Genomic DNA, 26,407 nt, shown 5'->3' with positions numbered 1-26,407 from the left:
CTGTTAGAATTGTGCTAAAATTTAGTACAAATCTAAAAAAACTTATCAAGAGCGGCTGAGGGACTGGACCGATGATGCCCGGCAACCTGCATATCATGCAAGGTGCCGCATCCAGAAAAATGCATAGCATTTTGAAGATAAGGGCTATACCGGGTCACTGTCTTTCATTCCGCTGGATTGAAAGTTTTTTATATGATGAGAATAACAGATTAAGGAAAAGACAACCGGCAGAAAGCAACAGCTGTTTGATTGTCTCCGAGAGGAGGAAAGAAAAAATGTTAACGTATGACACATGGGAAGAGCCGGCGATTACATTTCCGGAAGACGATTCTTATAAGGGTGCGCTGTCAGTCCTGAAATGGGCGTACGGACACTACGGAGATCAGCTCGTTTATGCGTGCAGCTTCGGAATTGAGGGGATCGTTCTGATCGATTTAATTTATAAAGTGAAGAAAGACGCGGAAATCGTTTTTCTTGACACGGGTCTTCATTTTAAGGAAACGTACGAGACGATTGAAAAAGTCAAAGAGCGGTATCCCGGCCTTAACATCATTTTGAAAAAACCAAACCTTTCTCTTGAAGAACAGGCTGAGGCTCACGGGGATAAACTGTGGGAAAGTGACCCTAACCAGTGCTGCTTTATCAGAAAGATTCTGCCGTTAAGAGAAGCGCTGTCGGGGCATCCTGCATGGCTTTCCGGCCTGCGCCGCGATCAAGGTCCGAGCCGGGCAAATACGAATTTCCTGAATAAAGACGATAAGTTTCAATCAATCAAAGTATGCCCGCTGATTCATTGGACATGGAAAGACATCTGGAGATATACATCCAAGCATGAACTGGATTATAACCCCCTTCATGACCAAGGCTATCCGAGCATTGGCTGTGAACCGTGCACCTCTCCTGCATTTACCGCAGAAGATTTGCGCAGCGGCAGATGGAACGGCATGGCTAAAACGGAATGCGGCTTGCATGAATAAGGGAGCTGCGCGATGGAAATAGCCGCAATTTTATTCAGCCTGTTTTTTGCCATGAATATCGGAGCAAGCGGCGCAGCGGCTTCGATGGGAGTCGCTTACGGGTCTGGCGCCGTAAAAAAGAAAACCTTCGCGCTGTTGATATGTGCAGCCGGCGTTCTGTCCGGTGCGATCATCGGCGGGGGAGAAGTGGTCAAGACGATAAGCTCCGGAATCATTCCGGAACAGACGATTACGCTCTCTATTGTCTGCATCATTATCGGAGCGGCGGCACTGTCATTATTTACGGCAAATGTGCTCGGCATTCCGTTATCGACAAGCGAAGTGACCGTCGGTGCGATTGTCGGAGTAGGCGTAGCCTACAAAGTTTTATTTTTACAGCATCTTTTTGTGATCGTTATATTTTGGGTGCTGGTTCCGTTTGTCGCCTTCTGCTTCACGTATCTCATTTCGAAGCTGTTCAGTTCTCTGAATATTCGCGTCATTTCAACCCGAAAACAGCGAATATTGGGAATTGTGCTCCTTATCGCAGGATTTTCGGAAGCTTTTTCAGCCGGAATGAACAACGTGGCAAACGCCGTAGGCCCATTAGTTGCGGCCGGAGTGCTCAACGTGTCTAACGGCACGTTGTACGGAGGCGTCTTTGTTGCCCTCGGGGCCTTGCTCTTAGGACGAAAGGTGCTTGAAACAAACGGCAAAAAAATTACGAGATTTTCAGCCGGAGAAGGCATTCTGCTTTCCGGAACCGGAGCAGGTCTTGTCATTATCAGCTCCGTATTCGGATTGCCGGTTCCTTTGGCGCAAGTGACTTCATCGTCAATTATCGGTATCGGAATGGCTAAAAACGGGCCTAACGTTTTTCATAAACGAGTCGTGAAAACGATGCTGAAAGTTTGGATCGTTTCGCCGTTTTTATCACTGTCTATTTCTTACCTGCTTGTCTCCTTATTATTAAAAGGAGATTACTATTCCATCTTTATGATGGCAAGCGTGCTTTTAGCCGCCGGCGGAGCAGTCAGCCTGATGAAAGCCATCCGCAAAGAAAAGCGCTCTGTCCATGAACAAGGCGGGGGCATTTAACTATTAATCTGAGTTTATTTATCTGTTAACTGGGAGGAACAAATTGTTATGAGTTTAGCACCGCACGGAGGAACATTAATTAATCGGGTAAACGAGCAATACGACGTTACATCTATTCAAAAGGAAATCGAATTGGACCTGATTTCGTTTGCTGATTTAGAGCTGATCGGGATTGGGGGATACAGCCCGATTGAAGGATTTTTCACAGAAAAAGATTACGTGTCAGTCGTTGAAAACATGCGTTTGGCATCCGGAACTGTCTGGTCTCTTCCGATCACGCTTCCGGTTGATTCAGAAAAAGCAGCTGAGCTTGCAATCGGCGACACCGTCAAATTAACCTACGGCGGAGAAACATACGGCGTGGTAGAGATCGAAGATATGTACACGCCAGACAAACAAAAAGAAGCCATTCATGTGTATAAAACCGACGATGCCGCGCATCCGGGCGTGAAAAAATTGTTCAGCCGCGGTGATACGTACGTCGGGGGACCGATCACATTAATCAAAAAAGCGTCAAAACAGTTTCCGGAGTTTACCTTTGAACCTGCTGAAACAAGACGCAGCTTTGAAGAAAAAGGCTGGAAAACCATTGTCGGCTTCCAAACGAGAAATCCCGTTCACCGCGCTCACGAATATATTCAAAAAACAGCGCTTGAAACGGTTGACGGTTTGTTTTTGAACCCGCTTGTCGGTGAAACAAAATCAGACGATATTCCGGCAGACGTCAGAATGGAAAGCTATCAGGTGCTGCTCGATCATTATTATCCGAAAGACCGCGTTTTCCTTGGCGTATTTTTAGCGGCCATGCGGTATGCTGGCCCGAGAGAAGCCATTTTCCACGCGCTTGTCCGGAAAAACTACGGCTGCACACATTTTATCGTCGGCCGCGACCATGCCGGAGTAGGTGATTACTACGGCACATACGAAGCGCAAGAGCTGTTCAACCAGTTTACAGCAGATGAACTCGGCATTACGCCGATGAAATTCGAGCACAGTTTCTTCTGCCAAAAATGCGGCAACATGGCGACTGCCAAAACATGCCCGCACGAAAGAGAGCACCACGTCATTCTTTCAGGAACGAAAGTCAGAGAAATGCTGCGAAGCGGCGTGATGCCGCCTGCGGAGTTCAGCCGTCCTGAAGTTGTCGAGGTATTAATTAAAGGGCTGAAAACGAAAGAAGAAGCAGGCGTTTCTTAAGGAGGAAAAAAGAGTGACGAATCGTGATATTGTGTGGCATGATGCCTCAATAACGAAAGAAGAATATCAGGAGAAAAACAATCATAAAAGCTCCATTCTCTGGCTCACAGGCTTAAGCGGCTCCGGAAAATCCACGATTGCAAATGCCGCAGCGCGCGAGCTGTTTGAACAGGGCTATCAAGTGATCGTATTGGACGGAGATAATATCCGCCACGGATTAAATAAGGATTTAGGGTTTTCTGATGATGACCGCAAGGAAAATATTCGCAGAATCGGTGAAGTGGCGAAGCTTTTCGTTCAGCAGGGCACCATCGTCATTACCGCCTTTATTTCTCCGTTCCGTGAAGACAGAGAGCAGGTTCGCCAGCTGGTGAGTGAAGGTGAATTTAATGAAGTCTACATCAAATGCGACCTCGACATTTGTGAACAGCGGGACCCGAAAGGTTTATATAAAAAAGCAAGAAACGGCGAAATCCCTTTCTTTACAGGAATTGATTCTCCGTACGAGGAGCCGAAAGCGCCTGAGCTCGTACTTGATTCCGGCAAATATGAACGCGAAGAATGCACAAGCCAGCTCATTGAATTTGTGAAAAACAACTTAGCATAATAAGTCCAAAAAGGCCGCGCATTCAGCCGGATGTCCGTCAGAAGAACGGGATATGATAAAATGGCTGGTGTGCGGCCTCGCGGCTGTTCTGGAAGACTTCAAAACGGATCGGGGAGAATACCATGGGGAAAGTATTTATCGTTGGGGCCGGTCCGGGAGATCCGGACTTATTAACGGTAAAGGCAATGAAGGCCATTCAGCAAGCTGACGTTATTTTATATGACAGATTAGTAAACAAAGAGATTTTACAATACGCCAAAGAAGAAGCGGACTTGATTTACTGCGGTAAGCTCCCTGATTTCCACATTATGAAACAGGAAACCATTAACCGTTTCCTTGTGAAATACGCGAAAAAGGGAAAAACCGTCGTAAGGCTCAAAGGGGGCGACCCGTTCGTGTTCGGCCGCGGCGGAGAAGAAGCAGAAACTCTCGCGCAAAACGCCATTCCGTTTGAGATCGTACCGGGCATTACATCGGGCATTGCGGCGGCCGCTTACGCCGGCATTCCCGTCACGCACCGGGATGCGGGCTCAAATGTCGCGTTCGTTACCGGGCATTATAAAAAAGAGGACGATTTTGAAGAAAAATGGAGGGCGCTGGCGACCGGCATTGATACGCTTGTCATCTACATGGGCATCAAAAATATCCGGCATATTGAAAAAATGCTGCTGGAAAACGGCAGGGACGGCGAAACGCCTGCTGCCTTTATTCACTGGGGCACGACTGACAAGCAAAAGTCAGTTTTCTGCACAGTGGCCACACTTTCGGAAACGGTGATAAAAGAAGAGATCAAAAATCCGAGCTTAATTGTCATCGGTGATGTCGTCAATTATCACTGTAAGCTGGACTGGTTTGAATCTGAACTGAAAAAACATGATTTGAGCGAGGCGTTGTAAATGAAGCAGGCGATATTATACGTCGGACACGGGAGCCGGCTGAAAAAAGCTCAGACAGAATCGGCAGCGTTTTTAGAAGGATGCAAGATGCACACAAAAGCCCCTATTCAAGAAATCTGTTTTTTAGAGCTGCAGGAACCGTCTATTGAAACGGGATTTGAAGCATGTGTCAATCAAGGCGCCACTCACATTGCGGTGGTGCCTCTCTTGCTGTTGACTGCCGCTCACGCAAAACACGACATTCCGATTGAGATCGCTCACGCAGCAGCCCGCCATCCTGATGTACAGGTGACGTATGGCGTTCCGATCGGGGTGGACGACGAGGTCGTAAAAGCGGTTTACCATCGTCTCTTAGAAACAGGCGGAGCGATTGAACAGGCGAAAGTTGTGCTGATCGGAAGAGGAAGTACAGATCCCGCTGTCAAAAAGGATATCAGCGAGATTGCCGGAAGGCTCAGCCGGATCGCCCCCGTTAAAGAAGTAATTCCTTGTTTTTTAACTGCCTGTGAACCGCACTACAAAGAAGTGTTTGCCAGGCTTGCGGAGGATGACGGCGCTCCTGTTTTTATCGTGCCTTATCTGCTGTTTACCGGGCTTTTAATGACAGAGATCGAGCGGGAGGTTCAAAAGCTTCAAACCGTGAATCAAAACGTTTATCTTGCTTCATATCTGGGCTTTCACGAGCATATCAGGCAGGCGTTTTTGAACCGTGTGGCAGAAGCCGCTGAAAATCCCGACGGTCAGTTTGATTTCAAGGGGGAATTATATGCTGCCCCTTCACATTAACCTCAGCGGAAAGAAAGTGGTCATTGCAGGCGGAGGCAATGTTGCTTTAAGGCGGCTGAAAACAGTGCTTCCGGAACGAGCGGAGATTACTGTGATCAGCCCTGAAGCTCTCCCTGAAATTAAACAATTGGCGGAGGAGGGCCGCATCCGCTGGATTGCCCGCAAAATTGAAATGGAGGATCTTACGCCTGCCTTTTTCATCATCGCAGCAACAAATGACCGAACCGTGAATTTGCAGATTGCCGCAAACGCTTCTGATTCCCAGCTGGTCAACTGTGTAAGCGAGGCTGAAAACGGCAGCGTCTATATGCCGAAGATCATCCGTAAAGGGCATATTCAAGTGTCAATTTCAACAAGCGGTGCAAGCCCAAAACACACCAAACAGATTGCAGAAAAAATAGAACCGCTGATCGGCGGCGAATTGGTTGAAGAAGTGAACCGCTTGTTTGAGAAAAGAAGAGGAACATAAATACTGCCGAAACACCTTAGTAAGGAAGAGAGAGGCTGATGCAGCCTCTCTTGTTTATTTCTGGGTTCACTTCCTGAAAAAACCACCTCCAAATCAACTGGAGGTGGTGTTATGTTCTTTTTATTTTTTCAGCCGTATGACGAGGTCGGCATCAGGTGTGACAAATACGGTATGCTGGCTGTCATAGGTCACAAAGCCTGGTTTTGCGCCATTAGGTTTCTTAACGTGCCTGATTTTTGTATAGTCAACAGGCACTGATCCGGAATCCTTCGCTTTTGAAAAATAAGCGGCAATTGCTGCTGCTTCCAGAATGGATTGTTCATCCGGCTCGCTGCTTTTAATTACGACGTGTGAGCCCGGAATGTCTTTCGTATGAAACCACATATCATCCCTTGCTGCAGCCTTTGTCGTTAAATACTCATTTTGTTTATTATTTTTGCCGACCAGAATGCTCAGACCGCTGGAAGATTCATATTGCTCCAAAACAGGCGCGAGCTGTTTGTTCTTTTTCTGTCCTTTTTGCTGCTTCGGGCGTAAGTATTTGCCTTCGACAAGCTCCTCTCTTATTTCATGAATATCCTTTGTTGAAGCGGAAGAGAGCTGCTGGATCAGCTGATCGAAATAGGCGATTTCTTCCTCGGCCAAACGGATTTGCTCTTTGACGACCGCAACGGAATTTTTCGCTTTTTGATACTTAGTAAAATATATCTGCGCATTTTCTGAAGGTGTTTTGTTCGGATTTAAAGGAATGGTGATCACCGGGCTTTCTTCATCGTAATAATTGATGACCTTCGCTTCCTTATCTCCTTTTTTCAGCATATACAAATTCGCCGTCAGCAGCTCGCCATATAACTGGAATTCCTTCGCGTTCTCGGAATAGTCGAGCGTTTTTTCGAGCTTTTTGATTTTATTGGCGTTCTTTTTCCGTTCGTTCACGACAAATCGTTCGAGATCCTGAGCCTGCTGTTTGACGCGGTCACGTTCCGCTTTTCCGAAATAAAACCGGTCCAGCAGTCCGCTCAATGACTGAAAGCGGCGCTCCTCTCCGTTTACGTGCGTGAGTGCAAGTAAATAGAAATATTCCTTCCCGCCTGCTGATGTAATATTAGGCGTTAACTTGCCTTCCTTCACCGCTTGAAACATCTCTAACAATGTCTTCGGGAGCGTAATTTTGTTCGCCAGTCCCGCTCTGTAGACCGCTTCTTTTGCAAAAAGCGGAGAAACACCGGAGAAATGCTTGACGATCTGCTGGTCAAGCCGCCCTTCCTGAAAACTGAGATAACGTAAAATGTCCTCTTCATCCGCAGTCAGCGGCGATATTTTTTCCTGAGCGGGCGGAAGTTTGTAATCATAGCCGGGCAGCACGGTCCGGTAGCTGTTCATAGACGGAGATAAATGCTTTAAGCCGTCTATGATTGACCCTTCTTCGTCAGTCAAAATCAAGTTGCTGTGCCGCCCCATAATTTCGACGTAAAGCGTTCTTGCGGTTTCATCGCCGATCTCATTTCTGCTTTTAATATGAAACATCATAATCCGGTCTAATCCGGCCTGTTCGATTTTCTCAATAAATCCGCCTTCTATATGCTTTCGGAGCAGCATACAAAACATTGGCGGCTCGCTCGGGTTTTCATAGGCCTGACCGGTCAAATGCACCCGTGAGTAGCTGGGGTGTGCTGATAATAATAATTTATGGTTTTTTCCGTTTGCGCGAATATGGAATATCACGTCATGCTTAAAAGGCTGATGGACTCTTGTGATCCGGCCTCCGGCAATCTTGCTGTTCAGTTCGTGTGTCATTCCGTATGTAAACATGCCATCAAAAGACATATGAAACACCCTTTCCTTCTTCCTGCATTCGATAATTATAGCATGAAAAGGGACGAGTCAGAATAAGCTTGTTTGTAGAGTGACATCTCTAAAGTGAGCAGGGGAGTGGACGAGGGAAATGAAGTTTCATGAAATGGGACAAACCGATTTGCTGCAAGCAACAAATACGTCCATTAAACAGGGATTGACCGAAAAAGAAGTGAAAAAACGCCTTGAAAAGCACGGACCGAATGAACTTCAAGAGGGGAAGCGGACCTCAGCGATCGTATTGTTTTTCGCTCAGTTTAAAGACTTCATGGTGCTTGTGCTGCTGGCGGCAACTTTAATTTCAGGATTTTTGGGCGAATATGTAGATGCAATTGCCATTATGGCGATCGTATTTGTCAATGGTGTCCTCGGCTTTTTCCAAGAGCGGCGTGCGGAAAAGTCTTTGAAAGCATTAAAAGAGCTGTCGACGCCATATGTGTCAGCGCTTCGGGATGGGAACTGGACGAAAATTCAGTCCAAGGAACTCGTCCCCGGAGATATTGTGAAATTTACAAGCGGCGATCGGATTGGCGCAGATGTGCGAATCGTTGAAGCGAAGAGCCTTGAAATCGAAGAATCGGCACTCACCGGAGAATCACTTCCGGTTGTGAAGCAGGCTGATAAGCTGAGAGAGCCGGATGTCTCCTTAGGCGATATCACCAATATGGCGTTTATGGGTACGATCGTCACGCGCGGCAGCGGCGTCGGTGTCGTTGTCGGCACAGGAATGAATACGGCGATGGGAAAAATCGCCGATATGCTGGATTCAGCGGGCAATATTTCAACGCCGCTGCAAAGAAGGCTGGAAGAACTGGGCAAAATTTTAATTGTTGTCGCGCTGCTATTGACGGTATTGGTCGTAGCTGTCGGCGTTATACAGGGACATGAGCTCTACAGCATGTTTTTGGCGGGAGTGTCATTGGCGGTAGCCGCGATTCCGGAGGGCCTCCCTGCCATCGTTACGGTTGCTTTATCACTCGGCGTACAGCGCATGATCAAACAGAAATCAATCGTAAGAAAGCTTCCGGCGGTTGAAACGCTGGGCTGCGCCTCGATTATTTGTTCTGATAAAACCGGAACACTGACGCAAAACAAAATGACGGTCACCCACATGTGGTCGGGCGGAAAAACATTTAAAGTGTCAGGCATCGGCTATGAGCCGGCCGGGGTTTTCACACGCGATGATCAAGAAATCAAACCGAAAGATGATAAGCCGCTTGAGCAAATGCTGCTCTTCGGCGCATTATGCAATACGTCCGAAATTGCACTGAAAGACGGGCACTATGTATTAGACGGTGATCCGACGGAAGGGGCGCTATTGACGGCGGCGAGGAAAGGCGGTTTTACAAATGACTGGCTCCAGTCGCAATACCGCGTGATTACTGAGTTTCCGTTTGACTCCGTCCGTAAAATGATGACTGTTATTGTAGAGGGGAAGGATAAGAAGCAGTTCGTCATTACAAAGGGTGCTCCTGACGTGTTAATTGAGCGTTCATCACATATGATGTATGACGGCAGAACCGCCCCTTATTCTGGAGAAAAGAAAGCCGAAACAGAAGCGGTGCTCAAACAATTGGCGTCTCAAGCGCTCAGAACGATTGCCATTGCATACAAACCGCTAAAGTCCGGCGAGAAGCCGACGATGGAGCAGGCGGAAAAAAACCTCACGATGCTCGGGCTTTCCGGTATGATTGATCCGCCTCGTCCCGAGGTCAGGCAAGCCATTAAAGAATGCCGGGAAGCAGGCATTAAAACCGTTATGATTACGGGTGACCATGTGGAAACGGCAAAAGCTATCGCAAAAGAATTGCGTCTTCTTCCGAAAAAAGGCCGTGTGATGGACGGGAAAATGCTTAACGAGCTTACGTCAAAAGAGCTTGCTGAGGCTGTAGATGATGTCTATGTATTTGCCCGCGTATCGCCGGAGCATAAATTAAAAATCGTCAAAGCGTTTCAAGAGAACGGACACGTCGTCGCGATGACGGGAGACGGAGTCAATGACGCGCCGGCCATTAAGCAGGCCGATATCGGTGTCGCTATGGGCGTTACCGGTACGGATGTGGCGAAAGAAGCGTCCTCTCTTATTCTCGTAGACGATAATTTTGCAACCATTAAATCAGCCATTAAAGAAGGAAGAAATATCTATGAAAATATAAGAAAATTCGTCCGTTATTTGCTCGCATCAAACGTCGGTGAAATTCTCGTTATGCTGTTTGCGATGCTTCTCGCCTTGCCTCTGCCGCTAGTTCCGATTCAAATATTGTGGGTAAACTTGGTCACAGACGGCCTTCCTGCCATGGCGCTCGGCATGGATCAGGCCGAGAATGACGTAATGAGGCGGAAGCCGCGGCACCCGAAAGAAGGGGTGTTTGCCAGGAAACTCGGCTGGAAAGTGCTATCGAGAGGATTTTTAATCGGCGCCGCAACCATTTTAGCCTTCATCGTCGTCTATCATCGCAATCCTGAAAATCTGCCGTACGCCCAAACAGTCGCATTTGCAACCCTTGTACTGGCTCAGCTCATTCACGTGTTTGATTGCCGGAGCGAAACGTCTGTTTTCTCCCGTAATCCATTTGAGAATCTTTATTTAATCGGCGCCATCCTGTCGTCTGTTTTCTTGATGACCATTGTGATCTACTATCCGCCGCTGCAGCCGATATTCAAAACCGTACCGATTACGCCTGGTGATTGGATGCTCGTTATCGGCATGTCATCCATCCCGACTTTTTTACTGGCGGGTCAACTTTTGACAAGAAAAAAATAAATCCATATGATATAATCTTAGGGGTAATAGCATGTCTATTGCCCTTTTATTTTGATAACGGGAAAGAAATTGGGTGTTTCATATGATACGGAGTATGACAGGCTTCGGCAGCGCAAGCAGCACAAAAGACGATCTCTCAGCAACCGTTGAATTGAAATCCGTGAACTACCGGTTCAAAGAAGTCAATGCTCGTCTGCCAAGGCCTTTGCTATATGTAGAGGATAAGCTGAAACAAATGATTTTACAGCATATACAGCGCGGAAGAGTGGAATTATTTCTGACTGTAAACAGTGACGCGCTTATAAAAAGAAGCCTGGCGATTGATTGGGAGCTGCTTGATGAATATGTGAGCGCAGCACGCGACATGAAAAAGCGCTACAGCCTGGCTGCGGAGCCCGATGCAATGGATTTTTTCAAGTTTGAGCATGTCGCGCAGATCCATGAGGAACAGATGCGCGATGATAGGCTTGAAGAGGTGATCAGGGAAGCGGCTGAGCTGGCGGTAAAGGAACTTTGTGACATGAGGGCGAAGGAAGGCCGGCTTTTGGCAGAGGACTGCCTTTTGCATATTGAACGTCTCGAGGCTCTGTCCGGACAAGTGAAAGACCGCGCTTCGGCCGTTGTGGATCATTATCGCGAGCGGCTGTACGCCCGAATGAAGGAATGGACGGAGGACGCGCTTGACGAAAGCAGGCTGATCACGGAATGCGCGATTTTTGCCGACCGATCTGACATTACAGAAGAGATTACCAGGCTGAAGAGCCATTTTGTTCAATTTCGTGATATATTGGAAGAAGGCGGGGCTGTGGGCCGCAAACTCGATTTTCTCGTCCAGGAGCTGAATCGCGAAGCCAACACAATCGGCTCAAAAGCAAATGATCATCAAATCACAAAGCTTGTCGTCGAAATGAAAAGTTCTATTGAAAAATTAAAGGAACAAGTGCAAAATATAGAATAGCGACTGTGCGTATTGTTTACAGACGGTCTCTCTAGGTTACACTAGAGACGTCTATTTTACAGGGGGAACGTAGAAGATGACGATTAAACTGATTAATATCGGATTTGGCAATATCATCTCCGCCAATCGGATGATTTCGATTGTCAGCCCGGAGTCTGCGCCAATAAAGCGAATGATTCAGGATGCAAGAGACCGCGGAATGCTAATAGACGCTACATACGGACGAAGAACCCGTGCAGTTGTCGTCATGGATAGTGATCACATTATCTTATCTGCCGTCCAGCCTGAGACAGTTGCACACAGACTTTCTGTGAAAGAAGAAATTATGGATGAAGGGCAGGGATAATTGCCGCATGAAAGAAAGAGGGTTATTAATCGTTCTCTCAGGTCCCTCAGGAGTTGGTAAAGGAACGGTTCGGCAAGCAATATTTTCACAAGAGGATACGAAATTCGAATACTCGATCTCAGTCACGACGAGAAGCCCGAGAGCGGGCGAGACGGACGGAATCGATTATTTCTTCAAAACAAGAGATGAATTCGAACACATGATTGAAAACAACAAACTGCTCGAATGGGCAGAATATGTCGGCAATTATTACGGAACGCCCGTCGATTATGTCGAAAAGACGCTTCAAGAAGGAAAAGACGTCTTCTTAGAGATTGAAGTGCAGGGCGCACTCCAAGTGCGAAATGCATTTCCGGAAGGCCTGTTTATCTTCTTAGCGCCGCCGAGCCTTTCTGAGCTGAAGAACAGGATCGTGACGAGAGGCACAGAAACCGATGATTTAATTGAAAACAGAATGAAGGCGGCCAAAGCGGAAATCGAAATGATGGACGCGTATGATTACGTCGTTGAAAACGACAATATTCAAACGGCTTGCGACAAGATCAATGCGATCGTTCTCGCTGAGCATTTAAAGCGTGAACGCGTTGCTCCGAGATATAAGAAAATGCTGGAGGTAGAATAACTTATGTTAGATCCGTCAATTGACTCTTTAATGAATAAATTAGATTCAAAATATACGCTGGTGACTGTTTCTGCAAGACGTGCGCGTGAAATGCAAATCAAAAAAGACCAGCAGATTGAACATACCATTTCACACAAATATGTAGGCAAAGCTTTAGAAGAAATTGATGCGGGCCTGCTTTCGTTTGAAAAAGAAGACAGCGAATAAAAAGCACACGTAGCAACCTATCTCTAAATAGGTTGTTATTTTTTTCCGCTGGGAATTTGTCCAATGCTTTCATAAGGGGGAGAAGACTTCATGATTAACCGAAACATTTTACTATGTGTAAGCGGAGGCATTGCCGTTTATAAAGCCTGCGCACTGACAAGCAAGCTGGTTCAGGCCGGTGCGAACGTAAAAGTGATTATGACTGAGTCCGCGCGTGAGTTTGTTTCTCCGCTGACATTTCAGGCATTAAGCCGGAATGAAGTATATACAGATACATTTAAAGAACAGAATCCGAAAGTCATTTCCCATATCGATGCGGCTGACTGGGCGGATTTAATCATTGTGGCGCCCGCTACGGCAAACATCATCGGCAAGCTTGCCAACGGGCTGGCTGATGATATGCTCACAACAACGCTGTTAGCGGCGGAGGCCCCTGTCTGGGTGGCTCCTGCTATGAATGTCCATATGTATGATCATCCGGCGGTGAAACGGAATATCTCCGTGCTTTATCAGGACGGCGTTCGTTTTATCGAGCCGAGCGAAGGCTATTTGGCATGCGGGTATGTCGGCAAAGGAAGATTAGAAGAGCCGGAGCATATTGTCGAGCGTGTCAAAGAGCATTTTTCAAAGGCGGAGGAAGATGCGCCGCTGCGCGGAAAGCATGTCGTCATTACGGCTGGACCGACACGCGAAGCCGTTGATCCTGTCCGCTTTTTTACAAATAAGTCAACAGGGAAAATGGGGTACGCCGCCGCGGAGGCTGCCGTCCGGCTCGGTGCGCGCGTGACATTGATTTCCGGGCCGGTGGCGATAGAACCGCCCGAGGGGCTGTATCAATTTCTGCCCGTTCAGTCCGCAGCCGATATGAGAGAAGCGGTGCTTTCTGAGTTCGATTCATGTGACATGGTGATAAAAACGGCGGCCGTGGCTGATTTCACGCCGGCATCGGTTTCAGATCAAAAAATGAAAAAGAAGGACGGCTCGCTCACGATGGAATTCAATCGTACTGCTGACATTTTGAAAGAACTTGGCGAACGGAAAACCCATCAGCTTTTAGTCGGATTCGCGGCTGAAACACAAGACATCGAACGCTACGCGCGCAACAAACTGGAAAAGAAAAACCTTGATATGATTGTCGCTAATGATGTTAAAGCAGAAGGGGCCGGGTTCGGCACAGACACTAACCTCGTCACTTTCTATTTCCGGGACGGCAGAAAGCGGGAGCTTGCGCTTATGTCGAAGCTTGACGTTTCCTTTGAACTGCTGAAGGAAATGACCGCGTTGAAAGATGAGGGCCAAAAGCGAGTATGAATGTAGCAGAAGTCATTGTGGATGTCAGCTCCAAAAACATTGACAGGCCCTTTGATTACAAAATCCCGGATCATTTAAAAGGCATGATTGAAGTCGGCATGCGGGTGATTGTCCCGTTCGGCCCGCGCAAGCTTCAAGGATTTGTGACCGGTTTGAAAGATTCGTCAGAGCTTAACGGCAAGTCAGTGAAGGAAGTTGAGCAGCTTCTTGATTTGACGCCAGTGTTGACTGAAGAACTGATGCAGCTGTCTTCATGGCTCTCAGACAAAACGCTGTCCTTTAAAATCACAGCGCTTCAGGCGATGCTGCCTGCTGCGCTGAAAGCAAAGTATGAAAAAGAACTGAAGGTCATTGACGAAGAGGCATTGTCGCCGGAAATCAAGCAGCTCTTCCGGGACCAGAAGAACCTTCTGTACTCCGATATTTCCGATCAGAACATCCTTTCGTCACTTCAAAAATTCGTACGCCGAGGCAGCATTGATGTCACTTATAAAGTGGCGCAAAAAACGAATAAAAAAATGATCCGCATGATTGAGGCAGACGCAGACAAAGGAGAACTCATCCGGCAGGCAGACGCCTTAACGAAACAGGCTTCCAAACAGCTGGCCGTGCTTCACTATTTTATCGCCGGGGGAGCAAAGATTTCTGCAGCCGACCTTTGCAAAAAAACAGATGCCAGCTCAGCGACAATAAAAACGCTGCTCAAAAAAGGGCTTCTGAAGGAAAGCTTTGAAGAGGTTTACCGCGACCCTTATCAGGACAGAATGTTCAAAAAAACAGAGCCGCTGCCGCTGACAGACGAGCAGCATGCTGCTTTTGAGCCGATTAAACAAGCGGTAGCAGATAATGTCCATCATGTGTTTTTGCTTCACGGGGTGACCGGAAGCGGAAAAACGGAAATTTATTTGCAGTCTATTGAAAAGGTGCTTGCTAAAGGAAAGGAAGCAATCGTGCTCGTTCCGGAAATCTCTTTAACGCCGCAAATGGTCAACCGTTTTAAAGGCCGATTCGGCTCACAGGTTGCGGTCATGCACAGCGGTTTATCCACTGGTGAAAAATATGATGAATGGCGGAAAATTCAGCGCAAGGAAGTCAGGCTTGTCGTCGGAGCAAGATCGGCGATTTTTGCCCCGTTTGAAAACCTTGGCATGATTATCATTGATGAAGAGCACGAGTCTTCCTATAAACAGGAGGAAATGCCTCGATATCATGCAAAAGACGTGGCGATTAAACGGGCAGAGCATCACAGCTGCCCGGTCGTTCTCGGCAGCGCCACGCCGACGCTGGAGTCCTTTGCACGGGCGAAAAAAGGCGTTTATGAATTACTGCCATTAAAACACCGTGTAAATCGCCAGCTTATGCCGGAGGTTTCTCTCGTTGATATGAGGGAAGAGCTGAGAAACGGCAACAGGTCGATGTTTTCGACAGAGCTGATGGAACAGCTGGAGGAGAAGCTGGCAAAAAAAGAGCAGGCTGTGCTCTTTTTAAACAAGCGGGGTTATTCATCCTTTGTGATGTGCCGTGATTGCGGTTATGTGCCTCAATGTCCGCATTGCGATATTTCAATGACCTATCACCGCTACGGACAAAGGCTGAAATGCCACTACTGCGGACATGAGGAGCCCGTGCCGGGCACGTGCCCTGAATGCAGCAGCGAGCATATCCGTTTTTTCGGCACGGGAACGCAGCGTGTGGAAGAGGAACTCACCAAAGTGCTGCCGCAAGCGCGGGTGATCAGGATGGATGTAGACACGACCTCCAGAAAAGGCGCTCATGAGAAGCTGTTATCGGCTTTCGGCGAAGGAAAGGCAGATATCCTTCTCGGTACGCAAATGATCGCAAAAGGCCTTGATTTTCCGAATGTGACCCTTGTCGGGGTGTTAAGCGCGGATACAACGCTGCATATCCCTGACTTCCGGGCGGCTGAGAAAACGTTCCAGCTGCTGACGCAAGTAAGCGGACGGGCGGGCCGTCATGAGAAGCCGGGATCGGTGATCATCCAAACGTATACGCCGTCGCATTACAGCATCCAGCTGACGAAAACACATGACTATGAATCTTTTTTTCAGCAGGAAATGGCGCATCGGCGGGCTCAGTCCTATCCGCCTTATTATTATGTGGCGCTTGTGACCGTTTCTCATGAAGAAGCAGCCAAAGCCACGATAACCGCAGAAAAGATTACAAACTTTTTAAAATCAGGATGCGGGCCGGATACGAAAATTCTCGGGCCGGCTGCTTCACCGATCGCCCGGATCAAAGATAGATATCGCTACCAATGCGTGATAAAATACAGACAGGAAACCGAGTTGCAGGTTCAGCTCAAGAAAATACTGGACCATTATAAACGTGACATAGCGCAAAAGCATGTGATGATTTCCATTGATATGAATCCTTACATGCTGATGTAACATTTGTTTTGGAGGAAAAAAATTTGGCTGTGAAAAAAATCGTCACACACCCGGCGGAAGTTCTGGAAACACCGGCTGAAGATGTGACAGTATTTGATAAAAAATTAAAAAAACTGCTTGACGATATGTACGATACAATGCTTGAAATGGACGGCGTCGGCCTTGCAGCTCCGCAAATCGGCGTCCTCAAAAGAGCAGCCGTTGTGGACATCGGTGAAGAAAGCGGCAGGATCGACCTTGTAAACCCCGTCATTCTTGAGAAAAGCGGTGAACAAACAGGCGTGGAGGGCTGCTTAAGCTTCCCTGGTGTATACGGCGATGTCACACGTTCTGACTACGTGAAAGTAAAAGCTTTTGACCGCAAGGGAAAGCCGTTCATTTTTGAAGCGGAAGGCTTTTTGGCAAGAGCCGTGCAGCATGAAATGGATCATTTGGACGGCGTTTTATTTACATCAAAGATATTGACCTACTATACAGAAGAAGAACTGGCAGAAATGGAAGGATGATTGGATGACAAGGATCGTTTTTATGGGAACGCCCGATTTTTCAGTTCCCGTGCTGCGGACGCTTATAGAAGACGGGTACGAGGTCGTGGGTGTTGTCACCCAGCCTGACCGCCCGAAAGGAAGAAGAAAGGTAATGACGCCTCCTCCTGTAAAGGCTGAAGCCGAACGCCACGGCATTCCGGTGCTTCAGCCTGAAAAAGTAAGGCTCGAAGAAGAGATAGAAAAAGTGCTCAGCCTGCGCCCCGACTTAATTGTCACGGCCGCATTCGGGCAAATATTGCCTAAACAGCTGCTGGACGGCCCTAAACACGGCTGTATCAATGTGCATGCGTCACTTTTGCCTGAGCTAAGAGGCGGAGCGCCGATTCATTATTCCATTCTGCAAGGAAAGAAAAAAACCGGCGTGACCATTATGTATATGGTTGAAAAGCTTGACGCAGGCGATATGATTTCAAAAATCGAAGTGGAAATCGATGAGAAAGATAATGTCGGCACGCTTCATGACAAATTGAGCGCAGCCGGAGCGAAGCTTTTATCAGAAACCGTTCCGAACGTCATTTCCGGAAATATTAAGCCGATTAAGCAGGACGAGTCTAAAGCGACTTACGCGCCGAACATTAAGCGTGACGAGGAGCGGATTGATTGGACGAAAACGGGCGAAGAAATTTACAACCAAATAAGAGGTTTAAACCCTTGGCCGGTCGCCTATACAACGCTGAACGGGCAAAATGTTAAAGTGTGGGCGTCCGAAAAAGTCGATGCCGATTCTGAAGCAGCGCCCGGCACCGTCATTCGCACGGACCAAAACGGCTTTGTCGTCGCTTCAGGCAACAGCACCGCTATTTTAATTACAGAACTTCAGCCGGCCGGAAAAAAACGAATGAAGGGCGAGGACTTTGCAAGAGGCAAAAAAGTGCAGGCCGGTGACGTGTTAGGAGCAGCAAATGAAGAAAAATAATGTCCGGGAGCTTGCCCTCGAGGCGCTGGAAAAACTGGATCAAAACCAGGCATACAGCAACCTGCTCCTTACCTCAGTCATAAAAACAAACGAACTCAGTGACCAGGACAGAGGACTGCTGACAGAGCTTGTTTACGGAACACTCCAAAATAAATTCGCTTTAGACTATATACTGAAACCTTTCATCAACAAGCCGAACAAGGTAAAGCCGTGGGTGATTCAGCTTCTGCGCCTGTCTGTTTACCAAATGGAGTACTTGGAAAAAATACCGGATCGCGCGGCTATCCATGAAGCGGTTGAAATTGCCAAAAAGCGCGGGCATAAAGGCATTGCATCATTTGTCAACGGTATTCTCCGCTCCCTTCAACGGGAAGGCGCTCCGTCATTTGCCGATATAGAAGACCCGATTCTCCGCCTTTCAACGGAGACAAGCCATCCTGAATGGCTCGTTAAGGAGTGGGCGGAGGCGTATGGCTTTGAAGCGGCTGAGAACATTTGCAGCATTCATCTTGTTCCGCCGAAGCAGACTCTCCGTGTCAATCAAATAAAAGCCGACAGGGAAACAGTGCTGAAAGAAATGATGGATGAAGGAATCGAAGCTGAAACTGGAGACCTCTCTCCAGACGCGATTAAGCTTTTAAAAGGCAACATTGCGAAAACGAAATTTTTCCAAAGAGGGCAAGTATCCATTCAGGATGAAAGCTCCATGCTTGTCGCGAGGGCGCTTGATCCGAAGCCGGGCGAAACCGTGCTTGACGCTTGCGCCGCACCAGGAGGAAAATCCGCTCACATCGCTGAGCTGATGAAGAATGAGGGCAGCCTTACTTCCTTGGATCTTCACCGCCACAAGGTCAAGCTGATAAAAGAAGGTGCAGAGAGGCTCGGTCTGGATATCATTGACGCTAAAACGATGGATGCAAGAAAAGCGGGAGACGCTTTTCCTGCCGAACAATTTGACCGGGTTCTCGTTGACGCCCCGTGCTCAGGCTTTGGGGTAATCAGAAGAAAACCGGATATGAAATATACAAAAACACCGGAGGACAGCACACGGCTGTCGCACATTCAGCTCGGCATTTTAAGGGAAATCGCGCCATTAGTAAAAAAAGGTGGCACTCTCGTATACAGTACGTGTACAATGGACCGGACAGAAAATGAAGAAGTTATGCATGCGTTTATACAAGAACACCCTGAATTTGAACCCGATTTGTCTCTTGAAAAGCGGCTGCCTGAAAAGGCGAGACCCTTTGTTCAGGATGGAAGCCTTCAAATCCTTCCACACTATTTCGGAACAGACGGTTTCTTTATTAGCAGCATGAGAAAGAAGGGATAAAAATGACAGAACTAAAAAAGACAAAAGTACGAAAAGAGCTGCGGACTGAACAGCCGTCCATTTACTCTTTTGAATTAGATGAAATTAAACAATGGCTGACTGAGCAAGGCGAAAAGCCGTTCCGCGCGGCCCAGATTTTTGAATGGCTGTATGAAAAACGGGTGTCTTCCTTTGATGAGATGACAAACCTTTCAAAAAGCCTGCGTGACAAGCTGAAGAGCCATTTTGTGCTGACAACGCTGAAAACGGCGATTAAGCAGACCTCTCAAGACGGCACAATGAAATTTTTATTCGAGCTTCATGACGGTTATACGATCGAAACCGTATTAATGAGACACGAGTATGGCAATTCTGTATGTGTAACGACACAGGTCGGCTGCCGCATCGGCTGTACATTTTGCGCGTCGACGCTTGGCGGGCTGAAACGAAACCTTGAAGCAGGCGAAATCGTCGCTCAGGTCTTGAAAGTGCAAAAAGCGCTTGATGAGACGGATGAACGCGTCAGCTCCGTTGTAATAATGGGAATCGGCGAGCCTTTTGACAATTTCAATGAAATGCTTGCTTTCTTAAAAATCATTAACCACGACAAAGGCTTAAATATCGGCGCGCGTCATATCACGGTTTCTACGAGCGGAATCATTCCGAAGATTTACGAATTCGCCGATCAAAAAATGCAGATCAATTTCGCGATTTCTCTGCACGCGCCGAATACGGAAATCAGAAGCCGGCTCATGCCGATTAACAAAGCTTACAAGCTTCCTGATCTTATGGAAGCCGTTAAATATTATATTGAGAAAACAGGCAGACGGATCAGCTTTGAATACGGTTTGTTCGGAGGCGTGAATGACCAGGTCGAACACGCTGAAGAGCTTGCAGAGCTGTTAAAAGACGTAAAATGCCATGTAAACTTAATTCCGGTTAACTATGTGCCTGAACGGGATTACGTCCGCACACCGAGAGACCAGATTTTTGCATTCGAAAAAACGTTAAAATCCCGCGGTGTAAATGTCACGATCAGAAGAGAGCAAGGCCATGACATTGACGCGGCCTGCGGTCAGCTTCGCGCGAAGGAGCGTCAAGACGAGACGAGGTGAAGAGGTTGATTACAGCCTTAAAAACAGATACAGGTAAAATCCGCCAGCATAACGAAGATGATGCGGGTATTTTCAGAAAAGAAGATTTAGTATTGGCGGTTGTCGCCGACGGAATGGGCGGCCATCTTGCCGGAGATGTAGCGAGCAAGATGGCTGTGGCGGCCATGGAGGAGCAATGGAACCAGGCAGAAACGGTTCCTTCCCTGCCGTCTGAATGCGAAGTGTGGCTGAAAGAACGGATTCAGCAGGCGAATACCCGGATATATGATCATGCCAAAGCGCATGAAGAATGCCGGGGAATGGGAACGACCATCGTGTGTGTGTTATTTACGGGGAAGTTTGTCACTGTTGCGCATATTGGAGACAGCAGATGCTATCTGCTTCAAGAGGATGATTTCATTCAGCTTACTGAAGACCATTCACTTGTCAATGAACTTGTCCGCACGGGGGAAATTTCTAAACAAGACGCTGAGCATCATCCGCGAAAAAATGTTCTGACACGGGCGCTGGGAACAGATGAAAACATCAGTGCTGATGCCCGTTCATTTGAGCTTTCTGAAGGAGATCAGCTGCTCTTATGCTCTGACGGGCTGACGAATAAAATTGAAGACGATGAATTAAAACAAATGCTTCAAGCCGAATCTCCGCCTCAAGAAAAAGTTGACCTGCTCATCGACAAAGCGAATCAAAACGGCGGCGAGGATAATATTACCGCAGTTTTGCTTGAGCTTGCTTTACATGCAAAAGAGGGTGAAGACAAGTGCTAACCGGCAAGCGGATCAGCGGGCGTTATCATATTCTCCGGCCGATTGGCGGCGGCGGAATGGCGAACGTTTATTTAGCTGAGGACATCATTCTCGAACGTGAAGTCGCAATCAAAATTCTGCGGTTTGACTTTGTGAATGACAATGATTTTATCAGGCGTTTCAGAAGAGAAGCGCAGTCGGCATCAAGCCTTGACCATCCGAATATCGTCAGCATTTACGATATCGGGGAAGAAGGCGATATTTATTATATTGTCATGGAATACGTGGAAGGCATGACGCTGAAGGAATACATAACAACACACGGGCCGCTGCACCCGAAGGAAGCGCTGTCGATTATGGAGCAGATCGTTTCAGCCATCGCCCATGCCCATCAAAATCATATCGTGCACCGGGATATTAAACCGCACAACATTTTAATCGATCATATGGGGCATATAAAGGTTACCGATTTCGGCATTGCCACCGCCCTCAGCTCGACCACAATCACCCATACAAATTCTGTCTTGGGATCTGTCCATTACCTGTCTCCCGAGCAGGCAAGAGGCGGATTGGCAACTAAGAAATCCGATATTTACGCGCTTGGCATCGTGCTTTTTGAGCTGCTGACGGGCAAAATTCCTTTCGACGGGGAATCGGCCGTCAGCATTGCGTTAAAGCATCTTCAAGCAGAAACACCTTCGGCCAAAAAGTGGAATCCTTCCATTCCCCAAAGCGTCGAAAACATTATTTTAAAGGCGACCGCCAAAGATCCGTTTCACCGCTATGAAAGCGCGGAAGACATGGAAGAAGACATCAGAACTGCTTTCGATGCCGACAGGCTGAATGAAGAAAGATTTTCTGTGCAAGATGACGAGGAAATGACAAAAGCGATACCCGTTATTACAGACGATTCAGGCGTCACCCCGCCTGAAACGCAAAAGCAGGCTGAAGATGATGATAAAAAACCTGTGAAAAAGAAAAAGCGGAAATGGCCGTGGATTCTTTTAGCTGTCTGCTTCGTTCTCATAACTGCCTCTGTCCTTGCCGTCACCGTGTTCCCGTCTCTCTTTATTCCAAAAGACGTCAGCGTTCCTGACGTAAAAGGAATGGAGTACGAAAAGGCCGAGGCGCTTCTTGAAAAGAACGGGCTGCAGGCGGATTCTGATGTAACGGACATTGAGGATGAAAAAGTACAAGAAGGCTTAATGGTCAAAACTGATCCTAAAGCGGGTTCGACCGTAAAAGAAGGTTCTTCTGTAAAATTGTACAAAAGTATAGGGAAAGCGAAAACAGAGCTGGTTGACGTAAAAGGCCGGTCAATTGACAAGGCGAAAGAAGCATTAAAGGAAAAAGGCTTCAAGCATGTGAATGTAAAAGAAGTGAATGATGCCAGTGATGCCGGAACCGTTATTGATCAAGAACCGTCAGCGGGCACCGAGATGGTCGCGGGGGATGACGAAGTGAACTTGACGGTCAGTATCGGCCCGGCGGACATTACGCTCAGAGATTTAAAAACATACAGTAAAGAGGCGGCTTCAGGGTATCTTGAGGATAACGGTCTGAACCTGGTTGAAAAAGAAGCCCATTCAGATGACGTGCCGGAAGGGCAAGTGATCAAACAGGAGCCGTCGGCAGGGACGGCGGTGAAACCGGGAAGCGATGTCAAAGTTACATTTTCGCTCGGTCCTGAGGAAAAGCCGGCCAAGACGGTAAAAGAAAAAATCAGCATTCCTTACGAACCGGATCAGGAAGGGGACGAGCTTGAGGTCCAAATCGCGATCGATGATAAAGACCACAGCATTTCTGATACGTATGAGACGTTTAAAATAAAAGAGCCGACGGAAAAAACGATCGAGCTGAAGATTGAACAAGGGCAAAAAGGGTATTATCAAGTGATGGTAAACCATAAAGTCGTCAGCTACAAAACGATTGAATACCCGAAGGATGATAAAGACTGACAAGGAGGGACCGTATGCCGGAGGGCAAAATTATTAAAGCATTAAGCGGATTTTATTACGTATTGGATGAATCTGAAGACAGCATCATTCAATGCAGAGGAAGAGGCATCTTCAGAAAAAATAAAATAACGCCTCTTGTCGGCGATTACGTTGTGTATCAGGCTGAAAACGACAAAGAAGGCTATCTGTTAGAAATCAAAAAAAGAACGAATGAGCTGATCAGGCCGCCGATTTCTAACGTCGATCAGGCAGTTCTCGTCTTCTCAGCCGTCCAGCCGGCGTTCAGCACGTCTTTATTGGACCGTTTTCTCGTTCTCGTTGAAGCCAATGGCATTAACCCGATCATCTGCATTACCAAAATGGATTTAGCCGAAGACCAGGAAACGAAAGAAGCCATCCTTTCTTATGTGAAAGACTATCAAAAGATCGGGTATGACGTATATGTTACGTCTTCAAAAGAAAACAGCGGCTTAACCGACATCGCTAAACATTTCCCGAATAAGACGACGGTATTTGCCGGACAGTCCGGTGTCGGAAAATCATCGCTGTTAAACGCGATCAGCCCGGAGCTTGAGCTGAAAACAAATGAAATCTCCGCGCATTTGGGCCGCGGGAAGCATACGACACGCCACGTGGAGCTCATTCATACGTCCGGCGGTTTAGTGGCGGACACACCGGGGTTCAGTTCGCTGGAATTTACAGACGTAGAAGAAGAAGAGTTAGGAAGCACGTTTCCTGATATCAGAGAAAACAGCGCTGCGTGCAAATTCAGGGGCTGTCTGCATCTGAAGGAGCCGAAATGCGCTGTAAAGCAAGCGGTAGAAGAAGGAGAAATCCAGCCGTACCGCTATGAGCATTACAAAGAATTCATGCAGGAAATAAAAGACAGAAAGCCGAGGTATTAATATGATGAAGGTTGCGCCATCAATTCTTTCCGCCGATTTTGCTTCATTAGGCGAGGAAATTAAAGACGTGGAAAAGGGAGGGGCGGACTATATCCATATTGATGTCATGGATGGCCATTTCGTCCCTAACATTACAATCGGCCCGCTTATCGTGGAAGCGGTCCGTCCGGTGACAGATCTGCCGCTTGATGTGCATCTGATGATTGAAAATCCCGACCGCTACATTCCTTCATTTGCGAAAGCGGGAGCGGATATATTATCTGTCCACGTTGAAGCGTGCCCGCATCTTCACCGGACCGTTCAATTGATCAAAGAGCAGGGAGTGAAGGCGGGAGTCGTGCTCAATCCGCACACGCCTGTCCAAATGATCGAGCATATCATCGACGAGCTTGATCTCGTGCTTTTAATGACGGTTAATCCCGGTTTCGGAGGGCAGACTTTCCTTCATTCAGTCCTTCCGAAAATTCGTGAAGTCAAACAGCTCGCCGAGGAAAGAGGTTTAACTGAGCTTTTAATTGAGGTGGACGGAGGCGTCAATAAAGAAACAGCGCCTTTATGCGCTGAAGCGGGCGCCAATCTGCTTGTTGCCGGTTCTGCTGTTTATAATCAAGCAGACCGAAAAAAAGCCATTTCTGATATCCGAAGCGGCAAATAAGCTGAAAAAGAGCCCGGCATCAGCCGAATAGGCTCTTTTCTTGGTTGAAAGAGAAAGGAAAGCCATATGAATACAATCAATATCGTTGCAGGCGGCCCTCCTGAGCTCATCCCTGATCTGACCAAGTATACGGACAGCGATACGACGTGGGTCGGAGTGGATAAGGGTACGGTCACTCTCTTACAAGCCGGGCTGATTCCGAAAGAAGCGTTCGGCGATTTTGACAGCATAACAGATAAGGAGCGCCGACAAATTGAAAAAGCGGCGCCCGGCCTGCATGTCTTTCAGGCAGAAAAGGATCAGACCGATCTTGAGCTGGCCCTTGACTGGGCTTTAAAGATGGATGCGAACAACATTCACATGTTTGGTGTTACGGGCGGGAGAGCCGACCACTTTTTAGGGAACATTCAGCTTCTTTACAAAGGCTTAAAAACAAACGCCGCTATCAGGCTGATAGACCGGCAGAATGAAATTCAAATGTTCGCTCCGGGGCGTTATACGCTTGATGCAAGAAGTGACAAACGCTATATTTCATTTATCCCCTTTACGGAAGCCGCAGACGGCATGACCCTGGAAGGTTTCAAATATCCGCTGAATAATTGTCATATTACCCTCGGTTCCACACTATGTATTAGTAACGAACTCATTCATTCACGAGGTACTTTTTCGTTTGCAAAAGGCATATTAATAATGGTAAGGAGCGCGGATTAAAAAAGCGGCTTCTGCCATATACGGAAAAACCATGAATCCTAAAGTGATGAACGCAGCGGATACGGGACTTATAGGAGGGGACAAAAATGAAATTTTATACCATTAAATTGCCGAAGTTTTTAGGAGGAATTGTCCGGGCGATGCTGAGCTCATTTAGAAAAGAGTAAGCCTCAGAAGCTGAATTGCCCTCTTTGAACACATAAAAACGCCTGCCGCATAAAAGGGGCAGGCGTTCATTTTTGCTTATACACGCTCAACTTTACCGGATTTCAAAGCCCGAGCAGATACATATACTTTTTTAGGTTTGCCATCAACAAGGATGCGGACCTTTTGAAGGTTGGCGCCCCAAGTACGCTTAGAAGCGTTCATTGCGTGAGAACGGTTGTTGCCGGCTTTTGTTTTTTTACCTGTAATAAAACATTTACGTGCCATTTGTTTCCCTCCTAACTGCGCGAAACATCTTTTCCAAACATAGTGTCTTAGATGCTTTCGTTATACAATACTTTAAATAATTTACCACAGCTAAAAACCGTTTGCAACTATTGTTTACCCTACTTTCAAGAAAAATCACTTGACATGTAAAAGCAGCAACATTTCTTCTTGCAATGTTGCTGTCTGTATCTTTTCTTTTCATAATGGAATACATATAGTAGAATAGCTATAACTCTATGCACCCGAAGGAGGAACCTGTGTGTCCATTGAAATGAAGACAAAATACGGACAGATTGATATATCTAACGAAGTCATCGCAATGGTTGCCGGAGGCGCTGCCATTGACTGTTACGGAATAGTGGGGATGGCCTCAAAAAACCAGATTAAAGACGGTTTGTCTGAAATCCTCCGGAAAGAGAACTTCGCAAGAGGCGTGCATGTCCGCCAGGAAGCAGAACAAATACATATCGACATGTACATTATTGTCAGCTACGGCACAAAAATATCAGAGGTAGCCTACAATGTTCAGACGAAAGTAAAATACACAGTAAATCAAACAATCGGACTTGCAGTGGATTCTGTAAATATTTATGTCCAAGGCGTACGTGTAACGAACCCGTAGTGAGGAGGATG

At 47.2% G+C, this 26,407-nt stretch carries 27 protein-coding genes and 1 riboswitch; of the genes, 25 read left to right on the top strand and 2 right to left on the bottom strand.

What is annotated here, in order from left to right; genetic code table 11:
• Window positions 1–39 precede the first annotated feature (39 nt).
• A riboswitch (SAM riboswitch) is annotated at window positions 40–144 on the top strand.
• 131 nt (window positions 145–275) lie between these two features.
• The 7 genes from KY305_RS05745 (at window position 276) to KY305_RS05715 (ending at window position 6,009) form a co-directional block, all read left to right on the top strand.
• Window positions 276–977 (top strand): phosphoadenylyl-sulfate reductase, encoded by a 702-nt coding sequence (locus tag KY305_RS05745; protein WP_214799429.1) that lies wholly within the window; start codon window positions 276–278, stop codon window positions 975–977.
• 12 nt (window positions 978–989) lie between these two features.
• Window positions 990–2,054: a sulfate permease gene (locus KY305_RS05740; RefSeq protein WP_223061739.1), complete on the top strand. Its 1,065-nt coding sequence runs from the start codon at window positions 990–992 to the stop codon at window positions 2,052–2,054.
• 48 nt (window positions 2,055–2,102) lie between these two features.
• Complete coding sequence (sat, locus tag KY305_RS05735; protein ID WP_223061738.1) at window positions 2,103–3,251, top strand: sulfate adenylyltransferase; 1,149 nt, start codon at window positions 2,103–2,105, stop codon at window positions 3,249–3,251.
• A 13-nt stretch (window positions 3,252–3,264) separates the two neighbouring features.
• The gene (gene cysC / locus KY305_RS05730; protein ID WP_223061737.1) at window positions 3,265–3,858 is read left to right on the top strand and encodes an adenylyl-sulfate kinase; all 594 of its coding nucleotides are present in this window, start codon (window positions 3,265–3,267) and stop codon (window positions 3,856–3,858) included.
• A gap of 122 nt (window positions 3,859–3,980) precedes the next feature.
• Window positions 3,981–4,754: a uroporphyrinogen-III C-methyltransferase gene (gene cobA, locus KY305_RS05725; protein ID WP_223061736.1), complete on the top strand. Its 774-nt coding sequence runs from the start codon at window positions 3,981–3,983 to the stop codon at window positions 4,752–4,754.
• On the top strand, window positions 4,755–5,540 hold the full coding sequence (locus tag KY305_RS05720) for a sirohydrochlorin chelatase (protein WP_223061735.1): 786 nt from the start codon (window positions 4,755–4,757) through the stop codon (window positions 5,538–5,540).
• On the top strand, window positions 5,521–6,009 hold the full coding sequence (locus tag KY305_RS05715) for a precorrin-2 dehydrogenase/sirohydrochlorin ferrochelatase family protein (protein ID WP_223061734.1): 489 nt from the start codon (window positions 5,521–5,523) through the stop codon (window positions 6,007–6,009). Before KY305_RS05720 ends, KY305_RS05715 begins: the two co-directional genes overlap by 20 nt.
• Before the next feature lie 120 nt (window positions 6,010–6,129).
• On the opposite strand, the gene KY305_RS05710 is transcribed toward KY305_RS05715, so the two are convergent.
• Complete coding sequence (locus KY305_RS05710; RefSeq protein ID WP_223061733.1) at window positions 6,130–7,836, bottom strand: Rqc2 family fibronectin-binding protein; 1,707 nt, start codon at window positions 7,834–7,836, stop codon at window positions 6,130–6,132.
• A 118-nt stretch (window positions 7,837–7,954) separates the two neighbouring features.
• Between KY305_RS05710 and KY305_RS05705 the strand changes: the two genes are divergently transcribed.
• From KY305_RS05705 to spoVM, 17 genes are all read left to right on the top strand, one after another.
• Complete coding sequence (locus KY305_RS05705) at window positions 7,955–10,627, top strand: calcium-translocating P-type ATPase, SERCA-type (RefSeq protein ID WP_223061732.1); 2,673 nt, start codon at window positions 7,955–7,957, stop codon at window positions 10,625–10,627.
• Window positions 10,628–10,709: 82 nt separating this feature from the next.
• Window positions 10,710–11,585: a YicC/YloC family endoribonuclease gene (locus tag KY305_RS05700; protein WP_223061731.1), complete on the top strand. Its 876-nt coding sequence runs from the start codon at window positions 10,710–10,712 to the stop codon at window positions 11,583–11,585.
• A 76-nt stretch (window positions 11,586–11,661) separates the two neighbouring features.
• The gene (gene remA / locus KY305_RS05695) at window positions 11,662–11,931 is read left to right on the top strand and encodes an extracellular matrix/biofilm regulator RemA (protein WP_003154355.1); all 270 of its coding nucleotides are present in this window, start codon (window positions 11,662–11,664) and stop codon (window positions 11,929–11,931) included.
• A gap of 7 nt (window positions 11,932–11,938) precedes the next feature.
• Window positions 11,939–12,553, top strand: coding sequence for a guanylate kinase (gmk, locus tag KY305_RS05690; RefSeq protein ID WP_223061730.1), 615 nt, complete (start codon window positions 11,939–11,941; stop codon window positions 12,551–12,553).
• 3 nt (window positions 12,554–12,556) lie between these two features.
• A complete protein-coding gene (gene rpoZ / locus KY305_RS05685) occupies window positions 12,557–12,760 on the top strand; it encodes a DNA-directed RNA polymerase subunit omega (RefSeq protein ID WP_061520469.1) in 204 nt (67 codons plus the stop codon).
• Between the two features lie 90 nt (window positions 12,761–12,850).
• Window positions 12,851–14,071 carry a bifunctional phosphopantothenoylcysteine decarboxylase/phosphopantothenate--cysteine ligase CoaBC gene (coaBC, locus tag KY305_RS05680; RefSeq protein WP_223061729.1) on the top strand — a complete coding sequence of 407 codons (1,221 nt, stop codon included), beginning with the start codon at window positions 12,851–12,853 and terminating at the stop codon, window positions 14,069–14,071.
• On the top strand, window positions 14,068–16,479 hold the full coding sequence (priA, locus tag KY305_RS05675; protein ID WP_223061728.1) for a primosomal protein N': 2,412 nt from the start codon (window positions 14,068–14,070) through the stop codon (window positions 16,477–16,479). The genes coaBC and priA overlap by 4 nt, the downstream gene beginning before the upstream one ends.
• A gap of 23 nt (window positions 16,480–16,502) precedes the next feature.
• A complete protein-coding gene (gene def, locus KY305_RS05670) occupies window positions 16,503–16,985 on the top strand; it encodes a peptide deformylase (RefSeq protein WP_223061727.1) in 483 nt (160 codons plus the stop codon).
• Window positions 16,986–16,989: 4 nt separating this feature from the next.
• Window positions 16,990–17,943: a methionyl-tRNA formyltransferase gene (gene fmt, locus KY305_RS05665; RefSeq protein ID WP_223061726.1), complete on the top strand. Its 954-nt coding sequence runs from the start codon at window positions 16,990–16,992 to the stop codon at window positions 17,941–17,943.
• A complete protein-coding gene (gene rsmB, locus KY305_RS05660) occupies window positions 17,930–19,273 on the top strand; it encodes a 16S rRNA (cytosine(967)-C(5))-methyltransferase RsmB (protein WP_223061725.1) in 1,344 nt (447 codons plus the stop codon). The genes fmt and rsmB overlap by 14 nt, the downstream gene beginning before the upstream one ends.
• Window positions 19,274–19,275: 2 nt before the next feature.
• Entirely contained in the window at window positions 19,276–20,367 is a 1,092-nt protein-coding gene (gene rlmN, locus KY305_RS05655) for a dual-specificity RNA methyltransferase RlmN (protein WP_214799396.1), read from the top strand.
• A gap of 5 nt (window positions 20,368–20,372) precedes the next feature.
• Window positions 20,373–21,134, top strand: coding sequence for a Stp1/IreP family PP2C-type Ser/Thr phosphatase (locus tag KY305_RS05650; protein WP_223061724.1), 762 nt, complete (start codon window positions 20,373–20,375; stop codon window positions 21,132–21,134).
• Window positions 21,128–23,071 carry a Stk1 family PASTA domain-containing Ser/Thr kinase gene (gene pknB, locus KY305_RS05645; protein ID WP_223061723.1) on the top strand — a complete coding sequence of 648 codons (1,944 nt, stop codon included), beginning with the start codon at window positions 21,128–21,130 and terminating at the stop codon, window positions 23,069–23,071. The genes KY305_RS05650 and pknB overlap by 7 nt, the downstream gene beginning before the upstream one ends.
• A gap of 14 nt (window positions 23,072–23,085) precedes the next feature.
• Window positions 23,086–23,976 (top strand): ribosome small subunit-dependent GTPase A, encoded by an 891-nt coding sequence (rsgA, locus tag KY305_RS05640; RefSeq protein WP_223061722.1) that lies wholly within the window; start codon window positions 23,086–23,088, stop codon window positions 23,974–23,976.
• A 1-nt stretch (window position 23,977) separates the two neighbouring features.
• The gene (gene rpe / locus KY305_RS05635) at window positions 23,978–24,631 is read left to right on the top strand and encodes a ribulose-phosphate 3-epimerase (RefSeq protein ID WP_214799388.1); all 654 of its coding nucleotides are present in this window, start codon (window positions 23,978–23,980) and stop codon (window positions 24,629–24,631) included.
• 66 nt (window positions 24,632–24,697) lie between these two features.
• Window positions 24,698–25,342, top strand: coding sequence for a thiamine diphosphokinase (locus tag KY305_RS05630; protein WP_223061721.1), 645 nt, complete (start codon window positions 24,698–24,700; stop codon window positions 25,340–25,342).
• Window positions 25,343–25,428: 86 nt separating this feature from the next.
• Window positions 25,429–25,509, top strand: coding sequence for a stage V sporulation protein SpoVM (gene spoVM / locus KY305_RS05625; RefSeq protein WP_061520481.1), 81 nt, complete (start codon window positions 25,429–25,431; stop codon window positions 25,507–25,509).
• Between the two features lie 76 nt (window positions 25,510–25,585).
• On the opposite strand, the gene rpmB is transcribed toward spoVM, so the two are convergent.
• Window positions 25,586–25,774 (bottom strand): 50S ribosomal protein L28, encoded by a 189-nt coding sequence (rpmB, locus tag KY305_RS05620; RefSeq protein WP_003154328.1) that lies wholly within the window; start codon window positions 25,772–25,774, stop codon window positions 25,586–25,588.
• Between the two features lie 259 nt (window positions 25,775–26,033).
• Here rpmB and KY305_RS05615 point away from each other — a divergent pair, with 259 nt between their 5' ends.
• Window positions 26,034–26,396 carry an Asp23/Gls24 family envelope stress response protein gene (locus tag KY305_RS05615; RefSeq protein ID WP_061520482.1) on the top strand — a complete coding sequence of 121 codons (363 nt, stop codon included), beginning with the start codon at window positions 26,034–26,036 and terminating at the stop codon, window positions 26,394–26,396.
• Window positions 26,397–26,407 lie beyond the last annotated feature (11 nt).

The sequence above is a fragment of the Bacillus sp. YC2 genome, assembly GCF_019891195.1.
GTDB lineage: Bacteria > Bacillota > Bacilli > Bacillales > Bacillaceae > Bacillus.
The sequence above is the reverse complement of the archived record's forward strand: the minus strand, read 5'-3'. Positions and strand labels throughout refer to the sequence as shown.